The following is a 12,582-nucleotide window of genomic DNA, read 5'->3' as shown; positions in this document are numbered from 1 at the left end:
CTAGACCTTGGTCCCTGCGTAGGTCCAGAGCCTGATCTGGAGGTGTGCCAGCAGGCGTTCATCTGCGGAGTGCAGGTCCAGGCCAGCCACCTCGCAGGCACGGCGGAGCCTGTAATGAACGGTGTTGCGGTGGACAGCCAATTCCTCGGCGCACCGGTTCACGTCGCCAAAGAACTCCAGATAAGTCAGGAGGGTCAGCGCGAATTCCGGATAACGGCTGCACAGCCGGGTAATTCCTGCATGACGCAGGGTGGTCCGCGATTCCAGCAGCTCCAACAATTCCCTGGTCAGGACTGTTGTTTCCACGTCGCTGTACGAGGCCACGCGCACGTCCGGTGTTGCTTCCATGACTTTGAGGACGCTGCGCACGTGATCAAGGGTGGCGTGCAGGGCGTCAAGGCGCGGAACGATGGGACCAACTGCTGCCTGCACCTGGAAATGAAGGTGGGTGGTGGCATCACGAACTATGGTGTTGACCAGCCGGTTGATGGCGGGGAGGGATTTCAGTGGATCCACGTCGGGCAGGATGATGGCCGTTTCCATTCCGAGGGCCCCTACCACCGCGCCTGGCCGGTAGGCTGCTGCATGGATTGATGCCACCTTGGAGAGCTCTCCCCTGCGGAGCTGAAGCCCCGCCGCGCTCTGGCTCAGCCCGCCCGCCGAGATCAGCACTAAAGCCGCTGGTTTCGACGGATCGATGCCTGCCGATTGGGCCTGCGAATGGACTTGGGCGGTGCCACTGAGCAGGCTGGACACCCGGTCCTCGCGCATCGACTGGGACTGCTCATTGCGGTGGCGTACCAACTCGATGGCGGCGTGCCGGGCCGCACCCACCATGATGCGGTCTGTGTTGGCCGCCAAGGGTTCAGCACCTTCCTGCAACCAGATGTATCCCATGACACGGCTGCCCGCGTGGATGCCGATTGCCACACGTTCACGAAGACCCGCATCAAGGTTGGCTTCCACATGGACAGGCGCTTCAGTGGCCTGCAGGTGCTTATAGACCCCTGATTCCTTCAGGAGTTTTTGGTACTTTTCAGGGCCACGCCTCGCCAGGATGGACAGCCGGCGGAGCTCGTCAACGTCATTGGATGCCGGGGAGTACGCAAGCACCCTGTTGCCCGGATCTTCGATCACCACGTGGCCATTGGTCAGCGTGGCCGTGGTTTGGGCGATCGCGAACAAGTCGCGGTGAACTGACGTGGGGGTTTCGCCTGGCACATCGTTCTCACGGACCCGGTCCAACGCGATGCTCTCGAACTTATCCCAGCGGAGCCCCGGGGCAACAGCCACCAGTCCAATGCCGGTCGGTTGGAGCAACTCTGCTGCGGCTTCCAACTCGCGTTCACTGCCCTTGACAGCAACTGCTGTGGGGCGGCCCACCATGATGCGGCGGAGTGCAGGGAGCGCCGCACGCCCGCGAACACCGATCAACATGACCAGGGCGCCTGGGCGGATCTCGTCGTCGTCTTCAGCATCAACAATGACAGTTTCGCGAACGGTTCTGTTGTCCTCTGCCGGGGCCAGCAGCAACCGGGCGTTGCCGACACCCAGGTCTTCCATGACGTCGCTCAATACGGTGACGACTCCGTCGTCGTCAATTTCCAGGGCTTTCAACGAAGCTATCGCTTCCTCTCCACATCAGTTTCTTCAGCAGTACGCTTCCTCGCCATTGAGGGGCTCCGCCGGTACATGTGCGCAGGCACGCACAGCGAGAAACATTACCGGCCCTTCAGAACACCAGTGTTGTCCCCCCGGCACAAGAGCCGGGCCCTGAATTTGGTTCGCCAGCCAATTTGTTGGTGACGGCAGCGACCTAGAGTTGGTGACTGTCCCACACACCACAAAGACTGACTGCAGCGCGGCCAATTTCAGGCACAACTGCGAGGCAGCCAGCCCCACGTTGTGGAGTATTGAGCCACCCTGTGGTGGCAACGGAGTCAAAGGAGACCCCCGAAGTGATACCCACCCCTGCGTCCACACAAACCCTTCCCTCCCCGATAGACCTGGCTGCCAGTCCGTCGTCGAACGCTTTCGCCCAAGAGGAAACCGGGTACCGGAAAACCCTTAAGCCCCGGCAGATCCAGATGATCGCCATCGGAGGTGCGATCGGTACCGGGCTCTTCATGGGCGCCGGAGGCCGCCTGAACGGGTCCGGACCTGCGTTGGTCCTCGTTTATGCCGTCTGCGGATTCTTCGCGTTCCTGATCCTGCGGGCACTGGGCGAGTTGGTGCTGTACCGCCCCACCTCCGGCTCGTTCGTTTCCTATGCCCGCGAGTTCTACGGCGAGAAAATGGCCTACACCGCGGGCTGGCTCTACTTCCTGAACTGGGCCATGACCTCCATAGTGGACGTCACCGCGGTTGCCCTGTACGTGAAGTTCTGGGGCCAATATTGGGCACCCATCAACGACATCCCGCAGTGGTTGATCGCGTTGATCGCTTTGGTAGTGGTGCTCTCCCTGAACCTGGTGTCCGTGAAGATCTTTGGCGAGATGGAGTTCTGGTTCGCCATGATCAAGGTGGGCGCCTTGGTGACGTTCCTCGTGGTGGGAATCTTCTTCATTGTTTTCGGCGGACGGACGGACGTTGGCGTTCCGGGCTTCAACGTCATCGCTGAGAACGGCGGCATGTTCCCCATGGGCTCCGTGGCGCCGCTCCTGGCCATCAGCGGCGTGGTGTTCGCCTATGCCGCCGTGGAACTCGTGGGCACTGCAGCCGGCGAAACCGCCAACCCCCACAAGGTGATGCCCAAGGCCGTGAACACCGTAGTAATCCGCATCGGGGTGTTCTACGTGGGCTCCGTCCTGCTGCTCTCGCTCCTGCTTCCCTTCACGTCCTACAAGGCCGGCGAGTCCCCCTTTGTCACCTTCTTCTCGCACCTCGGCGATCCGCAGGCCGGAGCCATCTCCGCGTCCGTGATGAACTTCGTGGTCCTCACCGCCGCGCTCTCCAGCCTCAACGCCGGTCTCTATTCCACCGGCCGCATCCTCCGCTCCATGGCTGTGAACGGCTCCGCTCCGCAATTCACCGGACGGATCAGCGCGTCCGGAGTGCCCTACGGTGGCATCCTCCTGACAGCGGTCATCACCCTGGTGGGCGTTGGATTGAACGCCGTTGTCCCATCACAGGTTTTCGAAATCGTGCTCGAAGTCTCGGCCGTGGGCATCATCGGCGGCTGGGCCACCATCATGCTCTGCCACATCAAGCTCCAGCGATGGGTACGCAGCGGCAAGGTGGTACGCCCGGCCTTCCGGCTGTTCGGAGCGCCTTTTACCTCCTACCTCACGCTCGGGTTCCTGGCCTTTGTCTTGGTCACGATGGGGTTCTCGGAAACAGGTCGCTGGGTGCTGACCTCGTTGCTGGTGTTGGCTCCGCTGCTGATCGCCGGCTGGTACGCGTATCGCGGCCGCATCCGCACAGCCCTGATGTCCTAGACCCCTTTTCAGTTTGAAAGTGAAACACATGAGCAACCCTTCCCCGTCCCCCAGAATCGGCACCCCCAGCAGGGCCTGGCGGTCCCGTGCCGATGCGTGGGAGTTTTTGGGATACGCCCTCAGGCAGCTCGCTTCGGCCCGACACCAGGAGTCTGGTTTGCTGTCCCAGATCGACCGGACTTTTGCCCTCCTGGCGGCGGTGGAACCCTATTGGGCCGAGCCTGGAGTCAACGCCGTGGCCCAGTTGCGCCAATTAATCGACGACGGCGAACCCCAGGCCGCGCTCCAGCTTCTGGGCGGTTTGTCCCACCTCCCGCTCGCCTCTGCCGGGGAAACAGCTGCGGTGCCGCGCGCTGAGCTCCCGGACGAGGAAGCTGTTGACCAGCCCGAGCCGGCGGAGCGGCCACGCTTTGAGGTCCTGGTGGTGGACACCATGGAGCCCGAAGAAGCCGAGGCGCTCAAGAACACCATGGCTGCGCAGCGCCGTCCTTCGGATGCGTTCACGTACACGGTCAACGTGGTTCCCAGCTATGAGGATGCCTTGGTGGCCATCATGCTAAACCCCGATATCCAGTCCGTTGTTCTTCGCCCGGGCTTTTCCCTCCGCAGCTCCCATCTGTTGGGCAGCGACCTCCAGCGGTTCCTGGCCCGGCATACCTCGGCTGACTTGCAGGACTCGCGACCCATCAGACGGATCCTTGCGCTGGCCGATGCAATTTCCGGGCTGCGGCCGGAACTGGACGTCTACTTGGTGGCAGGGGTTTCCATCGAGTCCCTGGCGGGATCCCTCACCAGGAAGTTCCGGCGGATTTTCCGGCGACAGGATCATCTGGACCTGCATCTGTCACTGCTGTCCGGCGTGGCCGAACGCTACGAAACACCGTTCTTCACGGCGCTGCAGGACTACAGCCGCCGCCCGGCCAGCGTCTTCCACGCCCTGCCGATTTCCCGGGGTGCGTCTGTAGGAACGTCACCGTGGATCCGGGACATGGCCGATTTTTACGGGACAAACCTGCTGTTGGCCGAAACGTCCGCCACCTCGGGCGGTCTGGACTCTTTGCTGGATCCGCACGGGTCCATCAAACGCGCACAGGAACTCGCCGCCCGGGCCTTTGGGGCGCAACGAACCTACTTTGTCACCAACGGCACATCCACGGCCAACAAGATCGTGCACCAGTCCCTGCTTGCCCCGGGCGATGTTGTGCTGGTGGACCGCAACTGCCACAAATCGCACCACTACGCCTTTGTGCTTGCCGGTGCCAGTGTGTCCTACTTGGATGCCTATCCCCTGGACAAGTACGCCTTTTATGGTGCTGTCCCGCTGGCCAGCCTGAAGCGCAGGCTGCTTGAGTATCGCCGGGCGGGCCGGCTCCACGAGGTGAAAATGGTGACCCTCACCAACTGCACCTTTGACGGCGTTGTGTACGACGTCGAAAGGGTCATGGAGGAATGCCTGGCCATCAAACCGGATCTCGTCTTCCTATGGGATGAGGCGTGGTTTGCCTTCGCCCGCTCCCATCCGGTGTACCGCCGTCGAACCGGCATGGCGGCAGCAGCCGCCCTGGAAGCTTCCTTCAGCGATCCTGCCTACGCCACCCGGTACGCGGAACAGGCCGCCGCCCTTCATGACCCGGTCACCGGCGAACCCGTTGATGACGAAGCCTGGCTCAACACCAGGCTGATTCCGGATCCTGCCAAGGCACGCCTCCGGGTCTACGCAACGCAGTCAACCCACAAAACGTTGACCTCGTTGCGGCAGGGTTCCATGATCCACGTGTATGACCAAGACTTCGCCGACTCCAACCGGGAGTCCTTCCGCGAGGCGTACATGACCCACACGTCCACCTCCCCCAACTACCAAATTCTGGCTTCCCTGGACATTGGCAGACGACAGGTGGAACTGGAAGGTTTCGGCCTGGTGCAACGGCAATCCGACCTTGCCGTATCCGTGGCCCAAGCCGTGGCCCGGCATCCCCTGCTGAAGAAGTACTTCCGTGTGCTGACCTCGCGGGACCTCATCGGTCCGCGCTATAGGGAAACCGGCTCCAGCATGCCGCTGCGGGATGGGCTGTCGGAGCTGGAGGACGCCTGGCAGCGGGACGAGTTCGTCATCGATCCCAGCCGCCTCACGCTGGACATCAGCAAAACAGGGATCGACGGCGACACTTTCCGCCACAGCTACCTCATGGACGATCACGGCATCCAGGTGAACAAGACGTCACGGAACACTGTGCTGTTCATGACCAACATCGGCACGTCCCGAAGCTCCGTGGCGTACCTGATCGAGGTCCTGGTGAAACTCGCTGAAGGCTTTGAGAACCCGCATCCTTCGGCGCGGGCTCGGACGCTACCTGCCTCGTCCGACGCTCCCCGCCCGACTCCCCCGCTCCCGGACTTCAGCACCTTCGCCGCGCGCTTCCGTAGGGATGATTCCTGCGAGGACGGTGATATCCGGGCCGCCTACTTTGAGAGTTACAAACCCGATTCCACGGTGTACCTGTCCGCGGCTGAGGTGGCTGCGGCGGTGGCCAAGGGACAGGAAGTGGTCTCGGCAGGGTTCGTTACGCCCTATCCGCCCGGGTTCCCCATCCTGGTCCCTGGACAGGTGGTCACCCGGCAGACCCTCGAATTCATGGCTGCTTTGGATACGCGTGAAATCCATGGGTTCGACCACGAACGGGGGTACCGGGTGTTCGCGGAGCCTGCTTCGTCTTCTGTTCTCGAGCTGGTGGCGGTGGCGTCCTAGACTTTGGCGCTCCAACCGAAAGCAGGGGCGACGTGCTTGGCGACGTTGCCCAGCAGCTTGGCGTTGTAGTCGACGCCAAGCTGGTTGGGCACTGTGAGCAGGACCGTGTCGGCTGCTTGCACTGCTGCGTCCTTCGCCAGTTCGTCCGCCAGTTGATCCGGCTCGCCGATGTAGCTTTTCCCGAAGCGGGACAAGGCGCCGTCGAGAATTCCCACCTGGTCCTGGCTGTCCGCTTGGGCACGCAGACCGAAGTAGTGGTTGTCGACGTCGTCCACGATGGGGATGACGCTGCGGCTGACGGAAATCCTTGGTTCAAAGTCGTGCCCTGCGGCGGCCCAAGCTTCGCGGAACATTCGGATCTGCTCGGCTTGCAGTTCATCGAAAGGCACTCCCGTGTCCTCAGTGAGGAGGGTTGAGCTCATGAGGTTCATGCCTTGCTCTGCTGCCCACACGGCCGTCTTGCGGGTTCCGGCGCCCCACCAGATCCGCTGCGGGAGGCCGGGTGACTGGGGTTGGATGGGCAGCAGACCTGTGGCCCCGCCGGCGTAATGGGGGTCCGCTTCGGCCACCCCGTGCCCGGCGATGGCTTTGCGGAACAATGCAGTGTGGCGGCGGGCCATGTCGCCACCGTCCTCACCGTCCTCGGGGACGTAGCCGAAGTTCGCTGCTCCGTTCCGTGCGGGTTCGGGTGAACCACGGCTCACTCCGAGCTGCAACCGCCCATCACTGATGAGGTCTGTGGCTGCTGCTTCCTCGGCCATGTAGAGGCTGTTTTCGTATCTCATGTCGATCACGCCGGTGCCCATTTCGATCCGGCTGGTCCGTGCCGCAATAGCGCTCAGCAGTGGAAAGGGCGATGCTTGCTGCCGGGCGAAGTGGTGCACTCGGAAGAAGGCCCCGTCGATGCCCAGTTCCTCAGCGGCCACAGCGAGTTCGATGCCCTGTTTCAGGGCCTCCCCAGCCGTTGGCACGAGGGAACCCGGGACGCGGGCCCAGTGACCGAAGGAGAGGAAACCGATCCGTTTGTTGTGCATGTTCGGGACAACTCCGCGGGGGCCCGGAGAATTCCACGGAGCCGCTCGCCCACCGCTCAGCGCCTTCTGAAAGTGATTCAGGAATCGTCGAGCGCATTAGGTATAGTGGAGCCGTCGGGGGTTTATCTATTCGATGGAGTAAAATGAATTTCGACACGGGGGTTGCCGATCGTCTGATCGGTGCAGGTCGAGACGCAGCGCGTACGCTGCAGGATCAACGCGGCGGACGGGAATCGATCTCGACTGCTGCTCTTACGGAATTCCGGGGCGTGTTCGCTGACTGTTTCCGGGAGAACGTTGCCGCTGAACGGGCGGCCCGTTCGGAGCTGGTCCATATGTTGGAAGATGTTGCCCGTCAGGTCCAGGATGCGAAGAGCGCCGCGGAGGTTGAGCAGCGTCGCTTGGATGACGTGACGGAGTGGGTGCTTGCCTCCGGCTGGGTGCGTGCTGGCGGCGGTGTTGGAGTGAATGTGGAGCCGCGCCCGTCAATGGAGGAGACTGACCGTCCGGTGGTGAGCGTGAACACTGTGCGGCAGGGGTTGCGTGTCTGGGCGAGTGGAAGCACTGCTGGGGCGAGTTCCGCTGATCCGGACACCTTGGAATCCGCAGTGTCAACCTTCAGGATCCAGGACGGCTCAGACCGGGGTGCGGCTGACAGAGTCAGTGCAGCTGGGTCCGAGTTCGAGGACAAGTGCTCCTGGGTGCACTCTGATCTCGACGCTGTCCGTGGCGGGCTGCGACGGTTCTTGGAAGACAACCATCAGGACGCGACCCGGCTTTCCGACATCGCTTCGACGTTCCGCGCTGCCGGTGGCAGCGGAGACGTCGGACAGGTAACGGTATCGAACGGCCTTCTGGTGCTTGCCACGGTGCCGATGTCCTTATCGGGTGTGGCTCTGCTGAGCTACTTGTCCACTGCGACGGAGGCTGACGTCAAAGCGTTGGCCACAATGCCCGGATGGCAGCAGACCCTGCAAGGCTTGGACCCATCGAAGATCGGGACTTGGTGGGCGGGCATGAACGCGGGAGCCCACCCTGCAGCGAACGAGTCCGGGCTCACGCAGGTGCAGGAGCTCCTGCTGGCTGCGGCTCCGGCCATGTTCGGCGCTTTGGACGGGATGCCCGCACTGGCCAGGGTCCGGGCCAACCGGTTGAACTCGCCAAGCCTGCTCCGTGCGGCGGAGAAAGACCTGGAAACAGCCCGGAAGCTGTCGGGGATCGGGCAAGCACACCACGACCCGAACCGAACAAAGATGCTGGAAAATGAGGTGGCCTACCTGAAGCAGGTGGAAGCCGGGGACGTACGGCTTTACCTCTATGACCGGGACCAGTCCCGGATTGTGCAAATGATCGGCACCCCAGACCCCAACACACGGCATGTGATCACCTACGTCCCGGGAACGTTCACCGGACTGAACATCTTCTACGAAGGCGGCGTACAGCAGGTCTCGAAATACCTCAATAGCAACGTGCCGGGGACGGTGGCTTTCGTCTACAAGGATGGGCGGTTCCCCGGAGAGGCGGACACCGCCGGCGGCCCCAACCTGGCGAGAATTGGTGAGGCGAACGATGAGAAACTCGCACGCACCTCGGGGCAGCAACTGGCAGGTTTCGAGACCGGGATGCGCACTGACCCCTACCTGAACGGTGCCGAACAAACCGGCATCGGACACAGCTGGGGCCTGGCGAACCTCACCAGCTCCGAAGTCGCCGGAGCCCGATATGACAAAGTAATATCCCTCGCCGGGGCCGGAATGCTCCCGGACTGGAAACCACAGCCAACCACGGAATACTCGAACCTGTACTACTATGATCTGCTCGTCCATGGTCAGGGAGTTCCCAACCTCATCACGAAGAGAGGGGTGGTGTGGGATGGAAATAACCCCATTCATCGGGATGAGTTCGAACAGCACTATTACCGCGGCCCCCACGACGACCAACTTAGGGCGATTAACACCGTCGAAGAAGGGAACATCCTCATGGAAAACCACAACCTCATCGCCTCAAACAGCAAGGACAACCGGAGGGTTTTGGATGAAGTGTCTGAGGTGTTGAAACGATGAAAATTTCCAACTTTGCAGCCTACATCGCCGCGATCGTGACCATTGGTGGCGTCTCAAGCTGCGCAACTTCGGACATTCCAAGAGAGGAACATAACGTGGTTACGCAAGTGAGGTGGCAGGAAGCTAAAGCAAGCACGGAAAAGGAAGCGCTGGAGATCGCGGCCTTGATCCCAAAGGACAAGATTACTTCCATAGTCCAGAAAGAGACGGGCGTTCTCCTATCCTGCAGCAATACCGAACACAACTGGAACGGTTCGACTTCGATCACGCTGACTCAGGGAAGCGAAGCTGAATCTGTCGTGAAAGAACTTGAGACGGCTGCTCGGGCACACTACACGGATCATCGTTTTGAGGTCTCAAGCGACCGGACCATACAAGGCACCTTTCGTGTTGAGATAAGCGATCCGGCCACCTCGGAAATGTATCTCATCAGGGAGGACGATCCCGGCGTCATTCGCATTGCATCAGGTTCGCCTTGCTTCACTTTGCCCGAGGGCATCTACCCGGGTGGGGATTTCTAGATCCTCATGAGCAACCAGAACCTCATCGCCTCCACAAGCGAAGACAAGCAAGCAAGTACTCAAAGACAGGCTTGGCATTGTGGCTCGATGAGGGCGCGTCGCGGTGCCATGGCGTTGTTGCTCGCGGCAGGTTCGATCGGGCTCGCCGTGCTTCACATTGCCCGAGGGCATATATCCCGGTGGAGATTTCTAAAACCGGAGTTCATGGGGATGGTTGGTGTTGTCATGTTGCCTGCACATTCCTCATTCAGCCCGGCGATAATGCATCGCCACCGCTCCGTTACTGAGCGGCTCTGCTGAGATCAGCTCAAGATGCCGGGTGCTGGGCAGTCCGCCTTGGTAAAGGGTGGGTCCGTGGCCTGTGATCATGGGGTGGATGAGGAATTTGTACTCGTCGATCAGGCCCAATCGGTCCAACTCTGTTGCTAGTTTCCCGCTGCCAACAAGCACCCCTTTGGGAGTCCTGTCCTTAAGCTCCTGAACGGCCGTACCCAGTTGGCCAACCAGCCGATGACTGTTGGTCCAGGGGAAGTCGCTCCGCGTTGTGGAAACGACGTACTTGGGTTTTCCCTCCAAGGTGATCGCCCACTCGCGTAGGGCTGGCGGCGCTTCTACTTCGCCGCGGGCAACCAAGGGCCAGTAAACCTCCATCATTTCGTAGGTAGTCCGGCCCCAGAGCATTGCGCCGCTCTGATCCAGGAGACGCGTGAAGTGGGCGTGCGTCTCGTCGTCGGCGATGCCCTCCTGATGGTCCACGCAACCATCGAGCGTGACGTTGATGCTGAACGTTAGAAGGCCCATTCGACGATTCTAGGCCGCGAATCGCAATGGCGCAGCGGACAACGGAGGAATGCCAAGGGCAGGCAGCGCCAGCAGAAAATGAATCGCTCATTTATACCCTACCGGGGTATACTGTCAGCATCGGAAGTAGACGAAGGTGGTGAAGCATCGTGAGCAAACTGCTGTCCCTTCAAGCTCTTGCCGCCTCCCTCGTGCGGGCGTTGCTTCTACTTCTGGTAACGGCCGTCATTGCAGGCATATTCGGAATGCACATCATCAGCGGTCCGCATGGGGCAGGGGGAACGCATGCGTCTCATGCGGCATCACCTGTAGTGAGCACCTCCTCATCCCACCACGCGCACGGCCCTTCTCATGAGGTGAGCGGTGCCTCGGCTGACGACGATCACGGCACGGAATTTGGAAGCTGCTCCTGCACTCAGGCTGCCGGTTGCATCCCATCCCTCACATCAGCTTCTCTGAGCGCTCCCCCACCCGGCACGACAGGCGAAGTCACCCCTGCATCGTGGGAACTGCCCACCATCTTTCCGTCCTGGTCCTACCAACCCCACGGTCCGACACCCGGGCAACTCTGCATCAGCCGCACGTGAGCACTGGGTGGTCCGGTAACAGCCGGGACCGCACATCCATTCACCACCTGCTCACCACCGGGCGACTGACTATCAACGCCGCCCGAAATGCAAAGGACTTTTACTCATGAACAGAACTCACTTCACTGTGACCGGAGCGGCTCTCGCAGCTCTGCTTGCCCTGGCTGGTTGCGCTTCCAACCCCGGCTCCGGTTCCATGCCGGGCATGGACCATGGAAGTTCCGGCACCTCCATCAGCCCCTCTGCGAACAGCAGCGACGCCGGGCACAACGCCGCAGACACCATGTTCGCCCAGATGATGATCCCCCATCACTCCCAAGCGGTGGAGATGTCCGACGTCATGCTGGCAAAGGCTGACATCCCCGCCTCGATTACCGACTTGGCCGTGAAGATCAAAGACGCGCAGGCACCCGAAATAGAGAAGATGACGGGCTGGCTGAACAGCTGGAACGTGCCTGTCATGGGATCCTCGGGGCATGGCGGCCACGGCATGGACGGCATGCTGAGCGAGGCGGACCTGCAGAAGCTTAGGGATGCCCAGGGTGTTGAAGCGGCCAAGCTCTTCCTCACGCAGATGATCGCGCATCACGAAGGTGCTGTGACCATGGCCAAAACCGAGATAGCCCAGGGCAAGAACCCGGAGGCTGTCCAGCTAGGCAAGGACATCGTCACGGCGCAGGAAGCAGAGATTCGGGAAATGCGGGATCTACTGACCGGACTCTAACCTCACCGTCTGGTGACGCAAGGGCTCGACGGCGGGAGGTCGCCGTCGAGCCTTTGCGCGCCGTCCGGAAGTCGACTGTTATGCAGCGGCCGACGCGAAGTGCCGAGCGCCTAAAGCGTGTCTGGATCAACAATTGTCGTCGGGTAAGGCTTGCCCGGCCTGAGAGGGGAGATACTGGACGATCTTCCAGCCTTCCCCGGATTTTGCCAGTTCAACTTTTTGGTCGTAGACGTAGCCTTCGCCGGGGCCTTGCACGCCGTTCACCGGACCGTGTTCCAGCTGTGTCTGCTCCGAAATCTCTATGTTGGCGCCGGCATCGGTGATGGTGAATTTCTTGATGGTGATCTCCGAGCCGCTGTCCGTCAAAAGGACGCCATGGGGAGCAATCGCGTCCCTGCGTTGGTGGAGCTGTCCGTACTCCAGCTCAATACGCTCGACTGCGTCCGGCACAAAATCCTGACTGATCTCCTCCTTGGTGGAGGAGAACCCTGTGACAACTTGATGGTTCCTGCGGTCGATCGCCCGCTCAATGAGGGCCTGGACAGCGGCCTTCGCTTCCGCATCCGGCTGCGGGGCTGGCGCTGCACACGACGTCACGGCAAGCAATGCAACTACCGCAACCATCGTGATTCTTTGCTGCCTGGTCATGACCTGCCACCCTTCACACGA

The 12,582-nt window shown here is 61.3% G+C and carries 9 protein-coding genes; 5 read left to right on the top strand and 4 right to left on the bottom strand.

What is annotated here, in order from left to right; all coding sequences use genetic code 11:
- Positions 1–1,617 carry a PucR family transcriptional regulator gene (locus WBN73_RS01425; protein WP_280623322.1) on the bottom strand — a complete coding sequence of 539 codons (1,617 nt, stop codon included), beginning with the start codon at positions 1,615–1,617 and terminating at the stop codon, positions 1–3.
- 341 nt (positions 1,618–1,958) lie between these two features.
- On the opposite strand from WBN73_RS01425, the gene WBN73_RS01420 reads away from it, so the two are divergent.
- Both WBN73_RS01420 and WBN73_RS01415 read left to right on the top strand, forming a co-directional pair.
- The gene (locus WBN73_RS01420) at positions 1,959–3,437 is read left to right on the top strand and encodes an amino acid permease (protein ID WP_443193235.1); all 1,479 of its coding nucleotides are present in this window, start codon (positions 1,959–1,961) and stop codon (positions 3,435–3,437) included.
- A gap of 28 nt (positions 3,438–3,465) precedes the next feature.
- Positions 3,466–6,183 (top strand): aminotransferase class I/II-fold pyridoxal phosphate-dependent enzyme, encoded by a 2,718-nt coding sequence (locus tag WBN73_RS01415; RefSeq protein ID WP_337339295.1) that lies wholly within the window; start codon positions 3,466–3,468, stop codon positions 6,181–6,183.
- On the opposite strand, the gene WBN73_RS01410 is transcribed toward WBN73_RS01415, so the two are convergent.
- Positions 6,180–7,217, bottom strand: a complete 1,038-nt coding sequence (locus WBN73_RS01410) for an LLM class flavin-dependent oxidoreductase (RefSeq protein WP_337339294.1) — start codon at positions 7,215–7,217, stop codon at positions 6,180–6,182. The genes WBN73_RS01415 and WBN73_RS01410 overlap by 4 nt on opposite strands.
- Positions 7,218–7,360: 143 nt before the next feature.
- Between WBN73_RS01410 and WBN73_RS01405 the strand changes: the two genes are divergently transcribed.
- Together WBN73_RS01405 and WBN73_RS01400 are read left to right on the top strand one after the other, a co-directional pair.
- On the top strand, positions 7,361–9,280 hold the full coding sequence (locus WBN73_RS01405; RefSeq protein ID WP_337339293.1) for a hypothetical protein: 1,920 nt from the start codon (positions 7,361–7,363) through the stop codon (positions 9,278–9,280).
- Positions 9,277–9,801 (top strand): hypothetical protein, encoded by a 525-nt coding sequence (locus WBN73_RS01400; RefSeq protein WP_207594343.1) that lies wholly within the window; start codon positions 9,277–9,279, stop codon positions 9,799–9,801. The genes WBN73_RS01405 and WBN73_RS01400 overlap by 4 nt, the downstream gene beginning before the upstream one ends.
- Before the next feature lie 243 nt (positions 9,802–10,044).
- Here WBN73_RS01400 and WBN73_RS01395 read toward each other — a convergent pair whose 3' ends face one another.
- A complete protein-coding gene (locus WBN73_RS01395) occupies positions 10,045–10,602 on the bottom strand; it encodes a dihydrofolate reductase family protein (RefSeq protein WP_172322583.1) in 558 nt (185 codons plus the stop codon).
- Positions 10,603–11,295: 693 nt separating this feature from the next.
- Here WBN73_RS01395 and WBN73_RS01390 point away from each other — a divergent pair.
- On the top strand, positions 11,296–11,913 hold the full coding sequence (locus tag WBN73_RS01390; protein WP_337339292.1) for a DUF305 domain-containing protein: 618 nt from the start codon (positions 11,296–11,298) through the stop codon (positions 11,911–11,913).
- A 126-nt stretch (positions 11,914–12,039) separates the two neighbouring features.
- Here the strand turns inward: WBN73_RS01390 and WBN73_RS01385 are convergent, their stop codons facing one another.
- Positions 12,040–12,561, bottom strand: coding sequence for a hypothetical protein (locus WBN73_RS01385; RefSeq protein WP_337339291.1), 522 nt, complete (start codon positions 12,559–12,561; stop codon positions 12,040–12,042).
- Positions 12,562–12,582 lie beyond the last annotated feature (21 nt).

Source organism: Paenarthrobacter sp. CCNWLY172, from assembly GCF_037402035.1.
Taxonomy (GTDB): Bacteria; Actinomycetota; Actinomycetes; order Actinomycetales; family Micrococcaceae; genus Arthrobacter.
Note: the sequence above shows the minus strand (reverse complement) of the source record. Positions and strands in the feature narration are given on the sequence as shown.